The 17,492-nt window shown below is 60.4% G+C and carries 17 protein-coding genes and 1 pseudogene; 2 read left to right on the top strand and 16 right to left on the bottom strand.

Going from position 1 to position 17,492, the window contains the following annotated elements; all coding sequences use genetic code 11:
* The first annotated feature begins 23 nt into the window (after nt 1-23).
* Nucleotides 24-266, top strand: a complete 243-nt coding sequence (locus EJ071_RS37155) for a hypothetical protein (protein ID WP_126102273.1) — start codon at nt 24-26, stop codon at nt 264-266.
* Nucleotides 267-317: 51 nt separating this feature from the next.
* Here the strand turns inward: EJ071_RS37155 and groL are convergent, their stop codons facing one another.
* From groL to EJ071_RS37175, 4 genes are all read right to left on the bottom strand, one after another.
* Nucleotides 318-1,973, bottom strand: a complete 1,656-nt coding sequence (groL, locus tag EJ071_RS37160; protein WP_126102274.1) for a chaperonin GroEL — start codon at nt 1,971-1,973, stop codon at nt 318-320.
* Between the two features lie 62 nt (nt 1,974-2,035).
* Nucleotides 2,036-2,332: a co-chaperone GroES gene (gene groES, locus EJ071_RS37165; RefSeq protein WP_010915433.1), complete on the bottom strand. Its 297-nt coding sequence runs from the start codon at nt 2,330-2,332 to the stop codon at nt 2,036-2,038.
* Between the two features lie 209 nt (nt 2,333-2,541).
* Entirely contained in the window at nt 2,542-2,772 is a 231-nt protein-coding gene (locus tag EJ071_RS37170; protein WP_126102275.1) for a hypothetical protein, read from the bottom strand.
* A 162-nt stretch (nt 2,773-2,934) separates the two neighbouring features.
* Nucleotides 2,935-3,102, bottom strand: coding sequence for a toxin-antitoxin system HicB family antitoxin (locus tag EJ071_RS37175; RefSeq protein ID WP_126102276.1), 168 nt, complete (start codon nt 3,100-3,102; stop codon nt 2,935-2,937).
* 138 nt (nt 3,103-3,240) lie between these two features.
* Here EJ071_RS37175 and EJ071_RS37180 point away from each other — a divergent pair, with 138 nt between their 5' ends.
* Nucleotides 3,241-3,882: a hypothetical protein gene (locus EJ071_RS37180; RefSeq protein WP_126102277.1), complete on the top strand. Its 642-nt coding sequence runs from the start codon at nt 3,241-3,243 to the stop codon at nt 3,880-3,882.
* Between the two features lie 260 nt (nt 3,883-4,142).
* On the opposite strand, the gene EJ071_RS37185 is transcribed toward EJ071_RS37180, so the two are convergent.
* The 12 genes and pseudogenes from EJ071_RS37185 to EJ071_RS37240 form a co-directional block, all read right to left on the bottom strand.
* Nucleotides 4,143-5,060, bottom strand: a complete 918-nt coding sequence (locus tag EJ071_RS37185; RefSeq protein WP_126102882.1) for a DUF2493 domain-containing protein — start codon at nt 5,058-5,060, stop codon at nt 4,143-4,145.
* A 288-nt stretch (nt 5,061-5,348) separates the two neighbouring features.
* A complete protein-coding gene (locus tag EJ071_RS37190; protein ID WP_126102278.1) occupies nt 5,349-6,374 on the bottom strand; it encodes a toprim domain-containing protein in 1,026 nt (341 codons plus the stop codon).
* Nucleotides 6,374-10,726, bottom strand: a complete 4,353-nt coding sequence (locus EJ071_RS37195) for a strawberry notch-like NTP hydrolase domain-containing protein (protein WP_210211901.1) — start codon at nt 10,724-10,726, stop codon at nt 6,374-6,376. Before EJ071_RS37195 ends, EJ071_RS37190 begins: the two co-directional genes overlap by 1 nt.
* Nucleotides 10,727-10,825: 99 nt before the next feature.
* Nucleotides 10,826-11,389: pseudogene (locus EJ071_RS37200) on the bottom strand (antitoxin of toxin-antitoxin stability system).
* 507 nt (nt 11,390-11,896) lie between these two features.
* Entirely contained in the window at nt 11,897-12,439 is a 543-nt protein-coding gene (locus tag EJ071_RS37205; RefSeq protein WP_126102279.1) for a hypothetical protein, read from the bottom strand.
* A 386-nt stretch (nt 12,440-12,825) separates the two neighbouring features.
* Complete coding sequence (locus tag EJ071_RS37210) at nt 12,826-13,134, bottom strand: hypothetical protein (RefSeq protein WP_126102280.1); 309 nt, start codon at nt 13,132-13,134, stop codon at nt 12,826-12,828.
* Between the two features lie 169 nt (nt 13,135-13,303).
* Nucleotides 13,304-13,651: a hypothetical protein gene (locus tag EJ071_RS37215; protein WP_126102281.1), complete on the bottom strand. Its 348-nt coding sequence runs from the start codon at nt 13,649-13,651 to the stop codon at nt 13,304-13,306.
* 110 nt (nt 13,652-13,761) lie between these two features.
* The gene (locus EJ071_RS37220; RefSeq protein ID WP_126102282.1) at nt 13,762-14,025 is read right to left on the bottom strand and encodes a hypothetical protein; all 264 of its coding nucleotides are present in this window, start codon (nt 14,023-14,025) and stop codon (nt 13,762-13,764) included.
* A gap of 160 nt (nt 14,026-14,185) precedes the next feature.
* A complete protein-coding gene (locus EJ071_RS37225; RefSeq protein WP_126102283.1) occupies nt 14,186-14,491 on the bottom strand; it encodes a hypothetical protein in 306 nt (101 codons plus the stop codon).
* A 13-nt stretch (nt 14,492-14,504) separates the two neighbouring features.
* On the bottom strand, nt 14,505-14,690 hold the full coding sequence (locus EJ071_RS37230) for a hypothetical protein (protein WP_126102284.1): 186 nt from the start codon (nt 14,688-14,690) through the stop codon (nt 14,505-14,507).
* Nucleotides 14,691-14,712: 22 nt separating this feature from the next.
* Nucleotides 14,713-15,090, bottom strand: a complete 378-nt coding sequence (locus EJ071_RS40315) for a DUF3085 domain-containing protein (RefSeq protein WP_126102285.1) — start codon at nt 15,088-15,090, stop codon at nt 14,713-14,715.
* A gap of 81 nt (nt 15,091-15,171) precedes the next feature.
* Nucleotides 15,172-17,319, bottom strand: a complete 2,148-nt coding sequence (locus EJ071_RS37240) for a ParB/RepB/Spo0J family partition protein (protein WP_126102286.1) — start codon at nt 17,317-17,319, stop codon at nt 15,172-15,174.
* Between the last annotated feature and the right edge of the window lie 173 nt (nt 17,320-17,492).

A 17,492-nucleotide genomic window follows, 5' to 3' on the forward strand; every position in this document is an offset into this window, starting at 1 on the left:
AGCCTCTCAGCCTCGGATATACGGTGCTGAAGCCAAGCGTAGTCAAGGCTTACAGTTTTTTGCACGGCAATCCAGCGTCCGGTGAGGGACAGTTTGATGCTCCAGGTTTATCGGCCAGCAAAGATCATTGCTTGCTGATCGTCCGTTGCAAGATCTCTGGTCACGATGCGGGATTGGGCAAGACCCGAGATATGGTCCCGAGCGCCGCCAGCAAAGGCATGGCAAGCGATGGCCGCCAGCGAGGCAAAAATGCGCCCATCGACTAACGCAAAAGGGCGGCATTGCTGCCGCCCTTTAGAAGATAATCGGGGGTGCCGTTAGAAGCCGCCCATGCCGCCCATTCCACCCATGCCGCCGCCGGGCATGCCGCCCGGCATACCGCCGGCAGCTTCCTTCTTCGGAGCCTCGGCGATCATGGCTTCGGTGGTGACGAGCAGGCCGGCGATCGAGGCGGCGTCCTGGAGAGCGGTGCGCACGACCTTGACCGGGTCGACGATGCCCATGGCGATCATGTCGCCATAGTCGCCCGTCTGGGCGTTGAAGCCGAAGGTGTTGGCCTTGTTCTCGAGGATCTTGCCGGCAACGATCGAGGCTTCGGCACCAGCGTTGGCCGCGATCTGGCGGGCCGGAGACTGCAGCGCGCGGCGAACGATGGCGATGCCGGCAGCCTGGTCGGAGTTAACACCAGTGGCCTTGAGGTTGTCCGAAGCGCGCAGCAGCGCAACGCCACCGCCGGCGACGATGCCTTCTTCCACGGCCGCGCGGGTCGCGTTCAGCGCGTCGTCAACGCGGTCCTTCTTTTCCTTGACCTCGACTTCGGTCGCGCCGCCGACGCGGATCACCGCGACGCCGCCAGCGAGCTTCGCCAGACGTTCCTGCAGCTTCTCCTTGTCGTAGTCCGAGGTGGTCTCCTCGATCTGCTGCTTGATCTGGGCGACGCGGCCCTGGATCTCGGCCTTCTTGCCGGCGCCGTCGACGATGGTGGTGTTCTCCTTGGAGATCGACACCTTCTTGGCGCGGCCGAGCATGTTCAAGCCGACATTCTCGAGCTTGATGCCGAGGTCTTCCGAGATGACCTGGCCACCGGTGAGGATGGCGATGTCTTCCAGCATGGCCTTGCGGCGGTCACCGAAGCCCGGCGCCTTGACGGCGGCGATCTTCAGGCCGCCGCGCAGCTTGTTGACCACCAGCGTGGCCAGGGCCTCGCCTTCGACGTCTTCCGAGATGATGAGCAGCGGCTTGGAGGTCTGAACGACGGCTTCCAGGACCGGCAGCATGGCCTGCAGGTTGGAGAGCTTCTTCTCGTGCAGCAGGATGTAGGCGTCTTCCAGATCGGCGACCATCTTGTCGGCGTTGGTGACGAAGTAGGGCGACAAGTAGCCGCGGTCGAACTGCATGCCTTCGACGACTTCCAGCTCGGTCTCGGCGGTCTTCGCTTCCTCGACGGTGATGACGCCTTCGTTGCCGACCTTCTGCATCGCTTCCGCGATCATCTTGCCGACCGACTCGTCGCCATTGGCCGAGATCGTGCCGACCTGAGCGACTTCTTCCGAAGTCTTGATCTTCTTGGCAGCCTTGCCGAGGGCGGTGACGACTTCGCTGACGGCGAGGTCGATGCCGCGCTTGAGGTCCATCGGGTTCATGCCAGCGGCAACGGCCTTGTTGCCTTCCTGCACGATCGCCTGGGCGAGAACGGTCGCGGTGGTCGTGCCGTCGCCGGCGATGTCGTTGGTCTTCGAAGCGACTTCGCGGACCATCTGCGCGCCCATGTTCTCGAACTTGTCCTCAAGCTCGATCTCCTTGGCGACGGTGACGCCGTCCTTGGTGATGCGCGGGGCGCCGAACGACTTGTCGATGACGACGTTGCGGCCCTTGGGGCCGAGGGTCACCTTCACCGCGTCGGCGAGGATGTTGACGCCGCGCAGCATGCGCTCACGGGCATCGCGGGAGAATTTTACGTCTTTTGCAGCCATGGTTAGCTCCTGACAGGGGCTCGGGAAGAGCCCGGAAATTCAGTTGATGGAGAGGTCGATGATCAGCCGATGATGCCCATGATGTCGGATTCCTTCATGATCAGAAGGTCTTCGCCATTGAGCTTGACTTCGGTGCCCGACCACTTGCCGAACAGGATGCGGTCGCCGGCCTTGACGTCCAGCGGCACGAGCTTGCCGCTCTCGTCGCGGGCGCCGGAGCCGACGGCGATGATCTCGCCTTCCTGCGGCTTTTCCTTCGCCGTATCGGGGATGATGATCCCGCCGGCGGTCTTGGATTCGGATTCGACCCGGCGAACGACCACGCGGTCATGAAGCGGGCGGAACTTCGACTTTGCCATTTTTGCTTCCTCGAATGAGAACGGTGAGAACTGTTCCTCCATCCGGCGAGAGCCGGACTGGGTTAGCACTCACCTGAGGCGAGTGCTAACACGGCGTGTGAGTAGGCGGTTGGCAATTGCGAGTCAAGACGGGAGGAACGGCGGAATTGGAGCTCGAGCACCTGTGGACCTGATACGCTGGCGCGAATGCAGAGGTCGGTTGGAAGCAGTCATTTTAACGAGCGATATTGCACCTCTTGCTTCGAGCTATGGCGCTGGCCGGCTTGCCGCAATACACCGCCGTGCACGGCGGGAATGACGTCGGCACAGGCATTTCTGGTCCGGTGTCGGCCACCGGCGGCGACGGCAAGGCAAAGAAAAGCGCCACCAAGGACCGGGATCATGTCTTCGGAGGAGTGATCGGCATCCAGCCCGACATCATCAGTTGGCTCGTGCGGCAAGAAGGTAGTTCCCAACAGATTCGGGCACGGACGGGCACGAGCCAGGGGACATACAACGCTCGACGAGAAAACTCCCGCGAGAGGCGGCGAGTGCCCCGGGGGTCGCAACCCTGAGCTCCCTCCTTAGATGAATTCTGCGCCGAAGGCCGGATCCGACCCAAACTATCGGTCATCCTCCACGTCCGGCGCCTTCATACCGCGACGTTCTGCATATTCGATCAATGCAAGCTCGATGACAGCAGTGATCGAGCGACGTTCGGTCGTTGCAAGCTGTTGAGCCAGCGCCAGCACAGATGGATCAAAACGCGTCGTGAAAGGCTTTTTTGTCATTTTTGGCAGTGCGGCTTGAACTCGGCGTCGAAAAAGCACATAAGGATAAGCACGTGCAATGCACGTGCATCGACCGATCAGAGTGCGGGAACACTCCGATCGGCCTAACCACTCTCAAGCTTTCGGGGAGCTCAGATCATGGCTACTTCCAACCATACCACGACTTTGCCTTTCGTCACCCGCAGGAGGTTATTTGGAACGGCAATTGCAGTTGTGGGATTGCAACGAAACGCGTTTGCCCGCAACGATTTGAAGAAAGGCCAACCCGAAGATCCTGCGGTGGAGGTCTGGCGCAAATGGCACGCGGCCCATCAACAGACTGAACGGCTGTGCCGTCAGCAGCAGGGCCTGGAGCGAAAACTCGCCGAAACGGTTGGTTTTCCTTGCGCGACCATCCGGCTGCGCGACGGCCGGAGTGTGACACTGCATTCCCTCAGCGCGATTGACGATGTGCTCGACCTTGGTCCGGAGGATGAGGCAACCCGCGCGAAGGCGGAAGGCGATTTTGCGGCTCATCAGGCGCGCTGGGATGCCGCCGACAGGGAAATTGGCTACTCGACGACGTTGCGTGCAGAACGCGACGCCGCCGACCGGGTGGAGGACCTGCTTGAGGCGTTATCCAAAACTCCCGCCGTCTCCCTTGCCGGTGTGGCAGCGAAGCTTGAAGCTGCGCTTACGGAAGGAGAGGTCTATGAAGACGGTGCCGAATTTCCCTGGCCGCAGATACGATCGGCACTCGATGATGTTATCCGCATCGGCCAGCGGCTTGTTCCCGAGTAGGCTCTGCCGCGAATGCTGGGGCGGCGGAAGGCTGTCGCCTGTGCAGTGCGCCTCGATCCCGAGTGCGCAGCCGAAGCGGACGCCATCAACATCCCCTGCAACAACGCAGAAGTCAGATGTACTGTGAGGACGCAGATTTCTGGAAGCAAGCAGTCCGTGTGCGGCTTCGTTACAATCTCGAGCCCAGAGTGTCGGCAATAGGCGAAGCTAGCCGCATTGTCCGGTTCTAGGTTGAGAAAGCGTGGGAAGGAAGGCGTCGATCACGACGCCTTCCTGTTGCCAATGCGCTTAACCGGGATACCGAGGCCGCGTGCCTTGTCGACAAGGTTCTCGGTGATGCCGGTACCCGGGCAGGCGATGACGCCGATCGGCATTGTGTCGAGCAGGGCGTCGTTGCGCTTGAAAGGAGCGGCCTTGCGATGCGCCTTCCAGTCAGGCCTGAAGGCCACTTGGGTCACGCCGCGGGAATCGGCCCATTTGGCTGCGATGAGTTCCGCGCCCGAGGGCGTACCGCCATGCAGCAGGATCATGTCCGGGTATTTTTCGTGCGTCTGATCGAGCACCTGCCAGATGGCGTCATAGTCCTGATAGTCGCCGCCGGTGAAGGCGATGCGGGTTCCGGCCGGGCAATGGGTTTCGATCTCGGAGCGGCGCTTGGCTGAGATGAAGTTGCGGCTGTCAATCACGGCGGCGGTGAGTGCCCGGTGTGAGACTTTGGAACCTGTCCGAGGCAGCCACGCGGAGCCGGTTTCGACACGGTAATGTTCGGCGGCGACGTCGCGCATCGCCTCGAAGGCGTTGCGGGTTTCGGTGAGCGAGAAGCCTTCGGCCACTAGCCTTTCCAGTTCGACGCTTTTGACCTCGGAGCCATCCTGTTCGGCAAGCGCGGAGCGTTGACGGCCTTCATTGTCGTCGAGGCGCTTTTGCGTGTGCGAGAGGCGGCGATGGAAGATGTTGACGACGGACCAGAGCACTTCTTCGGCTTCGTCTTCGAGGCGGGTTCCGCAGAACATCGACTGGATCGCCTCGACCACGGTCGCAACGCTGCCTTCAACGGCTTCAGCATCGGGAAGGGGACGGAAATCGGGTTCGTCGGAGTTGGGACGGACGCTGTAGATCGCGAGTTCGTCGAGAAGGGCGGCGGTCGGGCTGGAGGTGGGTGCAAAGTGCTGCGACATGGTTCGGTCCTCTTGACTTGTGGCCTGCTCGGCCCGGGATGAGGCGATATCAACCCTGCGGAGACCGGCACGCACCCGAAGGGCCGCAGCGCAGCGAAGGGCGCGGTCACGGAAAAAATTGTTGCGCGAGGAGCCGGCTCGGCCGGCGGGGAATTTTTTCAGGTGACGGCGTTGCGGGGTGGTCGAGGGCGCCACTGCGCCCGACCCGGAGGGTATATCGCGAACTCATCCGGGTCGTGCGAGCCCCACAGGTCTTGGCCGAGCGGTTCTTGCTGCGCTGCTCCTGTTTCAGGTCTTCGCCTGTTCAACCTCACGGGCTTTCTCGATATCGCTCTGCAGCCGGGCGCGAAGAGCGATGTCACCATCCTCGCGAAGATCATCGTTGAAGTCGTTGCGCACCGGCGTCAGGTCGAAAACAGCGATCCCAAGTTCTTCGGCGCGCTGACGCAGCAGCTGCGCGGCCGATGCGCCGGCGTCATCATTATCACGGGCTATCCAGAGACGTTTGATATGTTGCGGCGGAATGAACTGCCCGAGATGGTTTGCCGTCAAACAGGCAGCGAGGTCCAAGAATGGAAATACGGTGCCGATGGAAAGCACCGTCTCCAAGCCTTCCCCGGCAATAAGATCGTCGGAACCGGAACCGTGTTGAAACCGCACCGCGTTTCCGGCCAGGTTGCCGATCACGCGCTTGGGCTCCGTGATCGACGCGACGCACGATCGTGAAGGGTCCAGCCATGTTCGATTGCAACCGGTGACGTTGCCCGCATTGTCGGTAATCGCGGCAAGCAGAGCGGGGAGTTGGCGCCGCTGGCCGGTTTCGTCGCGGAAATAGACGCCGTGATGGTAACGAAGCGCCGGCCCGAAACGGGTGATGCCGCGATTGCGCAAATAGCGCTCCGCGAGCGTGGCCTGGATGGGCCGCCCGATGGCGAGCAATCGTCGAGCGGTGGCCGAACGGTCCGGGTTCGTGGTGCCGCCGTTTTGCTCGACGGTGTTTTGAATGGACCGCAGGCCAGGCTGGCCGAGAAAACGACGAGCCTCGGAGAAGACGGCTTGCCATGTTGGGGAGGGCAATTGCTCCGCGATGATGTCGAGCAGATCGCCATGCTCTGCGCTAGCGTGATCCACCCATTTTCCGGGTTTGCGTCCGGCCGATTGTTTCAGACGCACGGCCAGGCTTCTCCCGGGATCGCCGTGCTTGTTGCCGACGATCCAGTAATTGCCGACTTTTCGACCGGCAGGGAGCCATGAACGGCAAAACGCTTCCGCCTGTTCGGCAAGGGCTCTTGAGATCTCGGAGGCGTTGTTCATCACGCTGCCTCCGAATGAGCGATCATCCGGTGGCGCTCAAGCAATCGGTCGAGCACGTCCAGATTGTTGGCCGGCACGAAAAGCCGCGTGGACCATGAAATGATTTCGGTGAAGCAACCGAGTGCCTTCAACGCCGGCAGGTCGGACGCAGAATGGCCGACGATTTCAAGGCGGGGCTCACCCATGACACGAGAGCGTTTCAGGGTGAGACCGCCGGAAACATCGACGCTTGCGCCGCGTTCCATGACCGCTTCGAGCATTTCGGCGGCCGTCATGTCCACAGCAGCGTCGATACCAAGGGCGCGATAGACGGTTGAAAGCTGGTCTGTCGTCACGAGGCGGCCGAGTACGCGTTCACCGTCGTTGGTTTCGAGCCGATAGACTCGGCAGTTGTCACTTGGAAGCTTGTTCCAGATCGGCAGCAGAAGGCCAGAGATCAAGGTCAGGCGACGCGTCGAAAACTCCGGCACCTGCGACACCTCGTCGGACCAGGCCTGCTCGAATTCGGCATCTGTAGCCGCCTTCCAATGGGTTAGTCCAAGTTCCGCCTCGAAAAGCTTCTCGCGGTGCATCGGCCGGGTGAGCTGCACGCGTCGGACGGGCGCGCCGTCCTCATCCATTACACTCGGGGCCGATTGCATCAACGCGGCGCGACCGGACTTTGCATTGACCAGCAAACTTGCCGAACGATCTGATGCCGCGATCTGGCAGACCATCTCGAGCGAGAGCGGCTTGTTGCGCGTCGTCTCATCGATGGTCAGGGCCAGCGTCCTCGCGCCGCTGGCGGCATGCTCATGGATGATGCGGCGTTCGATGACATCGAAGCGCTCTGCCGTGAGCGTTTCGAGGCCGATATCGAGCGTGCCTGCGCGCAGCGCGTCATCGACGATCTTCTCCAGCAACATTTCGAACGTCTCGAAGATGGCGTTCTGCATGTCGATGGTGAGTGCCAGACAGCGATTGAGGAATTGCGAGATCGGCGGCAACTGGTCGAGCAGCGAACCGGCAGAATCGGTAATGTTAAGGCCCGTCATGTCGACGAATTGAGTGAGAGAGCAGGCATCGACCTTGCCGCGGACAAGATTGGAAAAGAACTGGCGCAGCGCTACGCGCGCGTATGGGCTTTCCAGATTGTCCTCGGGGCGGAACATACCTTGGCCACCAGTCTGGCGCTGCCCCTTGGTGATCGCACCAAGGGTATCGAGCCGACGGGCAATCGTCGAAAGGAAGCGCTTTTCGCCCTTGACGTTCGTGGCGCATGGCCGGAACAGCGGCGGTTGTGCCTGATTGGTGCGATGCGTGCGACCGAGTCCTTGGATGGCATTATCGGCACGCCAGCCGGGTTCAAGGAGATAGTGTACGCGCAGACGCTGATTTTTGACCGTGAGGTCGGCATGATAGGAACGACCCGTGCCACCGGCGTCGGAAAAGATCAGCACGCGTTTGTCGTCATTCATGTAAGCATGCGCATCACTGAGGTTTGAGGAACCCGGGCGGCGTTCAACGCAAAGCCGTCCATCCGACGTACGAACAATGCGTCGAGAGCGGCCGGTCACCTCGGCAACCCGGTCTTTCCCGAAATGCCAAAGCACCTGGTCGAGCGCTCCGTGGACAGGGGGAAGAGCGCAAAGATGCTCGATCATGCGGTCGCGCCGCTCAAGGGCCTCACGGCACTGGATCGGGTTTCCGGCTGCGTCACGCGCCGGCCTTGAACGCAGATTGCCGTCCTCGTCGGTGTACGGCTCGAACAGCTGTGTCGGGAACGCGTGCTGGAGGTAGGAGACAATGTATTCCCTAGGTGATGTGTCGCATGAAAGGTCGTTCCATTCCGACGCGGGGATTTCAGCAAGACGCCGATCAAGCAGGGCTTCGCTCGTCGAGACGATCTGGATGACAGCGGAATGACCGGCGGCGATGTCGCCTTCGATGGCCTTGATCAGCGAAGGGCATTTCATGGCCGTAATTAGATGGCTAAAGAAACGCTGCTTGGTGCTCTCGAAACAACTGCGCGCCGCCGACTTCGCCTGCCCGTTGAGAGTCCCTTCCTCCGAAGTGATGCCGGAGGCCAAAAGCGCCTGTTCGAGATTTGCATGAATCACCTGGTACCCGACCGCGTACTCATCGTAGATGGCGCGTTGTGCATCGGTGAGCTCGTGGACGAGCATTTCGTATTCGACACCTTGGAACGAGATCGAACGCGCCATGTAGAGGCCGAGGGCCTTCAAATCGCGCGAGATCACTTCCATTGCGGCGATACCGCCAGATTCCATGGCGCCGACGAAATCGGCACGCGAAGCGAAGGGGAAGTCGCCTGTGGCCCACAGGCCGAGACGGCTGGCATAAGCGAGATTGGCGACAGTCGTCGCGCCGGTGGCCGAAACATAGAGGATGCGCGCGTCAGGGACTGCATTTTGCAGGCGAAGACCGGCGAGCCCCTGTTCTGAAGGCTTCTTTTCGCCGCGCTCGCCTTTGTCTCCGGCAGCATTGGCCATGGCGTGGGCCTCGTCGAAGGCGATGACGCCGTCAAAATCTTGGCCCAGCCAGTCGATCAGTTGCTGGAGACGGCTTGCCTTCAGCTTGCCATCGCCATCCTGTCTCTCGGCTGTGCGCAATGTGGCGTAGGTGACGAACAGGATGCCCTGCTCCAGCTTGATGGGCGCCCCCTGGCGGAAACGGGCGAGCGGCACGACGTCGGAAGCCGCACCGCCAAGTGCGGTCCAGTCTCGCACAGAATCTGAGAGCAAGGTCTCGGATTTCGAGACCCACACGGCCCTGCGACGGCCTTTGAGAAAATTGTCCATGATGACGCCAGCGACCTGTCGGCCCTTGCCGCAACCGGTTCCGTCACCGAGATACCAGCCACGACGTAGCCTGAAGGATTTTTCGGCATCTTCGGGCGCGGCCGTCAGCTGGTCATAGGTGTCATTGACCGTGTAAGTGCCGGACAGATGCCCATTGTGCGCCTCGCCGGCATAGATCACGCTTTCGATCTGCGCATCGGAAAGCGCCCCGGTCGAAATGAGGGAGTTCGGCAAGGTCGGCCGATAGGAGGGGAGGGGTGGCGCGATCGACGCCATTGCGGCCGATTGAACGAGAGCGGTCGGATGCGCGAAAGCGCCGATGATGTTGATGGCCTGGACGCGATAGGGCTCGTACAGGCTGGCGGGCTGCGCCGAGGTTTCGGCGTTTTCCGTGCGGGGCTCATAGTCGATTTCAGCGAAATCGGCTTTGTCGAGCGGGTGCCGCGTCGCTTCTGCTGCATCGGCGCGGGCCTGTGCACGCGCCTTGTCGCGCAAGGCCATGATGCTGTGCGCCGGCTTTGCAGTATTGAGAGAGATGGCGGGGGAGGTGACCCTGTTGCGTGCGGGCACACCGACGATGACGCGCGCGAGAAGCTCGGCGCATGAGGCGGCCGCCTGCGCGTGCAGCGCAGGAGCCGTTACGGAACCGGTCTCCTTGTCGATTACGGTGAGACGGGTTTCGAAACTGGTGCCGTGGCTGGCATAGACCCGACCCGAAATCGCGGAGCTGAAGCGTATAGCAGCACGGTCTTCGATCGAGCGAAAGAAGTCGCCCGACTGGCTGGAGCCGGGAGCAAAATTCGAGCCCGAGATCATAACAAGACGACCGCCAGGTGCGAGGCGAGCCAGCGCAGAGCGGACATGCTGCATGGTCGCGGCGCGGAACCGGCCTTCGACATTCGGTGCGACCGAGAATGGCGGGTTCATCAGCACGATTGAGGGTAAAAGGGCGGCATCCAGACGATCGTGGATGGTGGCAGCATCGTGGCGTGTGACCGTTGTGCCGAAAAGGTCGCCGAGGAGCTGTGCGCGATCGGCGGCGAGCTCGTTGAGCAGGAGATCGGCACCGGCGATGCGGGCGTAGCAAGCCATCATACCGGTGCCGGCGGATGGTTCGAGCAAAGTATCGTCAGCGCAAATACCGCCCGCATGGGCAGCAACGAAAGCGAGCGGCAGTGGCGTTGAGAATTGCTGCAAGCGCTGCGATTCTTCGGAACGACGGGTCTGTGTTGGTACGAGCGCGGAGATCCGCTCGATCATCGCCAGTTCTGCGGCCGGATCGGCCGCCTGCCGGCGAATGCGGGGACCATATTTGAGCATGAACAGGATTTGAGCGCATTCGAGCGCTTCATAGGCATCCTTCCAGACCCATGCGCCATTGGCATCTGTGTCGCCATACGCGGATTCGACGGCGTGGCGCAGCATGACCGTCGAAATCGATTTTCCGGTTTCGAGCAAGTGAAGGAGAGAGCGCGCCGCCTCCATGAGCGAGACGGCGGCGGGACGAGGGGCATGGGAAAGAGCGCCGCTAGGGCTGACGGGCATGTTCATGAAGGCCTCCGGGTTTCAAGGAAAGTCTCCCCGGCGGCTCTCTTTGGCCGCGGGAAGGCTTGCCCTTCCCGGCCTGCCTCTCACTCTTTTCTGGAAAGCCTAGCCGAAACGGCGGCCGATCTCGGTGAAGGTATAGCCGTTGGCCATGATCGTCTCGTCGACGGCCTCATTGGACGTGCGGCCGTCATATTCCTGCTCGAGCTGGCAGTAGAGCCAGCGCGGCAGATCCCGCAGCGCCTCGATCACCACATCGTCGCTTTCGCCAGCGATCTCCTGGTAGCTCGGGCTGTCGCGTTCGACGGAAACGGACATGCAAAATTGGTGGTAGCAGTGGCCCCGATGAGTCGTTTCGGCGGTCAGTTGGTAGAAATTACGGGTCTGCGCCTGCTGCAACCTGTCGGCGATCCGATGCAGCGTTTCGTCCAGCGGGGCATGGCCGCGGATTTTTTGCCTGCTCCCCTTGGCTTAGGAATACGCTTCGAAACATGCGCCGTCCCCCCGGCTCCAGAAGCCGGAGAACCAGATGCGGGGCTTCGGGCGGGTTCTTCCATTCATTAAAGGAATGGATCGGGCTTTGGGACGGATGCAGGCGCGTGCCTCGTCCTTGGCTGCGTCGGAGAGTTCGCTGAGGCGCAAGACGGTTGTTTCGATAATCTCAGGCATTGGAGGCCTCCCTGGAGTGAGAAGAAAGCATCGTCCGAGATCGCTTGGTGACCACGAGCACCTGATTGGCGACATCAAAATCAGTGTGTTGGAACCGACAGAATCGAATGCGCAGGATCGGAGGTTTCCTCGAGGCAGTCAAAAGCCATACGCTCGATCGCATGAGGAACTGTCAGTTCGAGACGGGGTCCGGCAGTGCCAAATGCAGGATTGCGAGGGTGACACCGGCGAGGCTTACGCGATACTCGACGCGAATTTGGTTTTCGGAAATTGAGCCGCGAAGATGCCTACAAACTACGCTGCGAAATCAGATCGCGTTGAAATTTGCGGGCGATCTCGTCACGCGGAGGAAGGTTCTTGAAAAGGGGATTGCGATCAACAGTCGAGCTTTCGATGAAGCCGTGTTTGCGGTTGGCGCGATGTTCCCCAGGCATCGTGTTGACGAAAATTAGGAACGCCATTCAAGCGGCGAAAAAGGCCAAGGACGGCTTTCAGAGGGCTCTGACTTTATCGGTTCGGCCTTTTCCCGAATGTTGGCTGTCCGCCACCGTGCGGTCGTGATGCGCCTGTCTGTGGGTGATGGGCGGCGGGCGGCGGCGTGCTTCGATAGGCTTCGATCTTGTTTTCCCAAACCTCTGACACGGGAGGAATGTCAGCCTTCGGAGCCAGTTCCCCTGATTGAGCGCGCTCAGAGGCCGCATCGCCTGGGAATTGAAACCCTGCCGCCGAAATTTCCATCAGTTCCTTTGCGCTACCAGATAGCAGTAGCTTTCGGCCGTCTTTGAACAGAACCGCTAACGCCTGTTCCTTCCCCCGCGCCGCCATTCCGCCCAAAATGGCCCCGACTGGCCCTAGGACCAAGGCACCGGCAAGGCCCCATCCCATGGTCTTTCCAAAGTTTGCCCTGTTCTCTTCGGTGATGAGAGCCGTGCGCTCGATCTCCATAAGTAGCATTGCTTCAACGGAGAATGTGGATTTCTGAATTTTCAGCACGCCACGGCTATATGACACAGCGCTGCCGTTCTTCCAATCGCCGCCTATTACCTTCATCGCGAGGCCCCACCATTCCAACTTCCGAATGATAAAACGTTTGCTCTCAATGTAGTGTTAATGGCGTTATCGAGCGCGTTTGAGACGCTTGATTCCAGCTGCGTCTAACCCTGCTTATTTCACAGATTCTCACAAATCGGCGCGGTCATTTAGCTAAGTATTGAAAAGTCTGGTACGTCCAAGGGGAATCGAACCCCCGTTACCGTCGTGAAAGTGTTGCTTGACGCTTTGCCGGTTGCGCTTTTGCCTGACACACTTGCTCGCGCCAATGTCATGCGTGTCAACAACGACCTCAAAGCCGCCCTTAATGCCGCTGCCAGTATCCGCCTTGGACGAATTGGCGGCGCGGGCTGTGATCTCGCTTAAATCCGCTGATGTCACTCCAATCAGCTCGGCGACCGCCGGCTGAGATGCTTATGCAACGCAGCGACAGCGGCGGAAAAAGAGGCAAAGGTGCGCTGGCGACCGCCGGTTGAGCAAACCGAGCCCTCATCGGGTGTCCAGAAGGCATAAGGCTTAGAGACCCATGGCAGCTTCTTGTAAGAGTCTCTCGAAAATCCACGCGCGTTGAAAAGGATCCCGCACCCATCAGCGCGCTTCCATGTCACCGATCGGTTGTCGATGCATACCTCAACTGACCAGCCGACCGTTTCTTCGTCGGCGGCCGGTTCGATTGGATTTTTCAGCATTGCCATCGATTAGTGATCCTTGTGATAGCTTCGGCGTGAGCGTTACGCCTCATCGCCGGGCATAGGGGCGCTTCGCAGCCTTGGCCGCGCCGGCCGGCCACCGCTTCCGCAATTGCCTAGCGCGCCGCCCCAATGCATCGTTTTCAGCTGCACCTTTGAGCTTACCTCTCATCGACTATACCCCGCGCGTCTTGGTGCGCTCTTTGGAGGTCACGAACTTTTCCACCGTCTCGGCGCGGTAGAGGATACGGCCCTGTTTCTTGACGTAGCCGAGGCCGCTCCCGAGCACCCGCGAGCGGGCAAGCGTGGCCTTGCTCACCCGAAGGATGCCGGCGAAGATGCCACCATTCGGCACATCGCGATACCGCAACCCTGTATCGAGGTTGCGGGCGCGCTTCGAAACGCCGAGGCGATGCGCGAAGTCCGCCGTAAGTGGGTAGGGTTTACCGAGGATGGTCGGTGCGAGAATAGGCATCTCGCCGCCCGGCATGTCTGACAAGATCACTGATTTCAGTTCTTGCATGGTGCCTAGTCCGAAGGCTCGGTTGAATTGTGCTGCGATGCGCGGCGGCCTGTTTGGCGAGCGCGCCCTCAACAGCCGCGGAGATTGCCTTGGCGTCTGCGCCGGGGGCGTTAACAATGAGGCTTTACGCTAACGAAGGAGAGGCTGTTCCAAGGCTGCGGATCGGGGGCGCGGCCGACGGCGATCATAGGGCCGATACATGCCAGCTTCGCGACAACGCCGAAGTCGAGCTTGCGGCTGTCGTAGACGGGCAGGCCTGCAGCGATTGCTTCGGCCTTGATGGTTTCGCAGTCGTAGCCGCTGAGCCAACCATGGCCGTAGTGGAGGGAGAAGCCACCGCGGCCAATCGATAGGTGACCGCCTTGGGTGGCCAAAGCTTTTTCGATATAGGTGTATAGTCAGTCATCGGGGCGAGCTCCGTGACGGGCGGCCGCGTGCCTTTCACGCGGTCTGCAGAACCCGTCACGGGCAAAAAAAGGGCCACCCTTTGATCAGAAGGGCGGCCCTTTGAGGTTCACGAATGGCGCGATTAACCTATCGGACGATGCCGAGTTGCTCGCCAATGCTTGGAGGCGTCGGCGTGCTCGATTCCTTGATCATGGCAACGATGGCCTCGCGGGAGAGGTTGGTAAGATCATAGCCGCGCGTTCGTGCAGCGCTGACGATGCTTTCCAGCGATGGATATTCTTCAAGGGCCGTTCCGAGCCATAGCTCATGCATTTCGGTATTGGGGTCTGCAAAGGCTTGAAGAAAAAAGGTGCGCAAGGGCGGGTCGTAGCCGATAACGGCGTCCGGATCAGTCTTCTGCCTTTTGCTGACAGTGAGGGTGTGGCGGCTCATCTTGTCTCCAATCTCAATATTCATAGGTTCTCGATCCGTCGGGCAGGTCGCAGGCGATCTGGACATGCAGCGATTCCAGTTCGTCGGGCTCATAGTGCCGGTCGCGCCAGGCGATGGCTTTGTCCGATGACGGGAACGATCTGATATCGGCCTCGCCAATATAGCCGGCGTTCTCGACGACAGTGAATTCTCGTTTCATGGTCGTGCTCATCGCAAGCCTCTCAATGCGCGCGTTTTTCGATGAAAGCCGATATCGTGGTTTCGGTGAATTCGAAGATCAGCGGGCTGTCGGCGGCGACCGCATCGCGCACGAGACAGGCACCGATGAATTCGCGGCCGTCGTCATCGCCGAAGGAATCCCGCTTGGCGGCCCACCATTGATCGAAAGGCATGGTTTCGGGATTGCACTCGTGGGCATAGACGATTTGCTTGTGCTTGGTCGCTTTGCCATTGTGCATGAGATAGACGCCCTGATCACCGACCAGCCAGAACCCGGCGGGATCCTTGGCGCGGAAACGGCGTCGCAGGCCGAGAGGCCATCTGGATTCTGCGACTGCGAGGAGTTCGCGTATTTTGTCGGCGCGGAAAGTCAGTCGCATAACATTGCTCCGTAGCTCTTGATGTGAAAACGGCCCGGTTGTGAGCCGGGCCGTCGTGTCGACTGGTTGGAGAGAAAGCGGTCAGGCCGCGTTGTCTTTCAGGAAGGCGGGAATATCGTCGTCCTCATCGATTTCCTGTTCGTCGTCCTGAAGCTCGGCTTCGGGATCAACGTCGCCATCATCGGGACCCGCATCCCCTTCCTCGCTGTCCTCGGGGATCCGATCGTCATCTTCGTCATAGTCTTGTGACGAATAATCCGGCGCCGCAGCTTGTTCGGTAATGGAACCGGTGAAAGCCATGCCGTCTGGCAACCAGGTCGAGGTCTTTTGCGCCGTCTGTGCGGTAAGGCCGGCCGCGGCGCGTGGATCCTCGCTGAAGGCCTGTTCCATGCTGGCGGCGATGATCGGCTTCTTGTCCTTGGCCTTGTCGTCGGCCCAGCGGTCATCGATCAGCTCGCGTGCGACCTTGATGGCATGGTCTTTCTTGACGCGGCTCCAGTAGTTTTCAGCCGTCGGCCTCCAGCAAGCTGCTGTGTCGACGGCCATGCGCTGGCCAATCACCTCGATGACGGGATGCGCGCAAGTGTCAGTTGCGAGCTGCGGGATGACGCCATGGGCGACGCACCAGGCAAAGAGCGCCTGCTTATCGTTGTCGGGCAGCGCGCACATCGCCCGGAAGTCCTGCGGACTGGGCAGGGACTCCCATTCGACATTGAGACCTTCCTCGGTGGCCTGCAGCATGCGTTGCGCAATCGTATCCTTGATGGCGTCACGGCTCCGGTAGGTCTCCGCCTGCGAGACCACAACGTTGATCGGCGTGGGCCGATAGGTGTTGTCGGTGAGAACACGCAAACACATGGAGTAGAGCATGACGTCGAAGGCCGTTGCGAAATCGGCCGCCAGGTGCGCCTTCAGCACCTGATGGCGTGCTGCGCGCAGATCATTAGCGAGCAATGCGGAGACGCCCTGTTCTTTGCGTGCTTCGGCCACGGGGTCTTTGGCGACGCCGCGGCGCGAGACCGGCATCTCAATGTCGGGAGCGGCGGTGTCGCCCTCGTCATTGTCTGACACAGCCTTCTTTTCGAGAAGGTCTTCGGGGCGCACGAGACCGGCTTCTATGCGCAGATCGCCGTCATAGTCGACAGTGACGACGACACCTGCAATGGCCTTTTGCTCATCCATGAAGACCGCGCTATTGGCAATGATCTTGCGCAGTTCCTCCAGGCGCTCGGCGGCTGCGTCTTCCTCGGCCTGCTGCTCATCGGTCCAGGTTTCCTCGTCGTATTGGCTCGAAAATGCCTCGATACGGGATTCCAGTTCTTCGACCTCGTTGACGATCGCCGCACTTGGTTCGACCGGCTCGGGATAGACGCGACCGAAGCGGCGGAAAGCGTCATAAGCGACTTCGAGCTCGACTGTGACCCATTTCCACTCCTTGGCGAGATCGTCAGCCGTCACTTGAAGCTTTTCGCGGGCAAGTTTTTCAAGAAGCTCGCTGTCGGCGAGATGAACGCTGTCATTATCGGAAAAGAGGTCGCGCAGCACTGTGCCGCCGGCGGCCTGGTAGGCGTCTACGCCGACGAAGCGCCCAAGCTTGGAGTTGCCGTGGTGGGTGCGCCGCGTCAGAGCCGATTTGATATTTTGCGGGTAGGGAACGTACGGGTTGGTGGCGAGTTCTTCCCAGACCTCGTTCTGCCGAGCGTGATCGTCGGTGATCGAGAAGGCTTGCATGCATTCTAGTGTCATCTTGTTGGCACGGAAGGCCTCGATAATGAGGGGGGAGACGCGTGCCAGCTTCATTCGGCGATCGACGAAATTCAGCGTGACGCCGAAGCGGTTGGCGATTTCCTCGCGTGACCAACCCTTCTTCTCAAGGGCATTGAAAGCCTCGAATTCGTCTGCCGGATGCATGTCGGCCCGGACGAAATTTTCAATGAGAGAGGTTTCTTCCGCCTGCTTTTTGGTTTCGACGATGCAGGGAATATCCTTGTCGGCAGGGATTTCACCTTCAGCTGACAGGCGTTCGAGCATCGTGAGACGGCGACCGCCGGCATGGACATGGTAACCTTTGCCGGATTTGTGGACGAGCAGGTTCTGCTTGATGCCGTTGGCCTTGATGCTGGCATAGAGCTCATTGTCCTCTTCTTCGCTGACTGTTGTCTTGCGAACATTGAGCTGGCTGCGGGACAGCTTGTTGAGCGGTATCATGGCGATGATGGGGTTGGTCATGGTATGGCTCCTGTTGAGCCGGGCGGGAGAACTCTCTCCTCTTTCGGAGCCCGGACACCCGGGCTCCCCTGCCTCTTCCTCTTACCGCGGGATGCAGGATGGGGCGTTTCAGATCCTGCTCTTGCCAGCGAAAGCCGGGGCAGGGAGGGTGCGGTAGGCTCCAGCGACCCCGC

The organism is Mesorhizobium sp. M1B.F.Ca.ET.045.04.1.1 (genome assembly GCF_003952465.1).
Taxonomy (GTDB): Bacteria; Pseudomonadota; Alphaproteobacteria; order Rhizobiales; family Rhizobiaceae; genus Mesorhizobium; species Mesorhizobium shonense.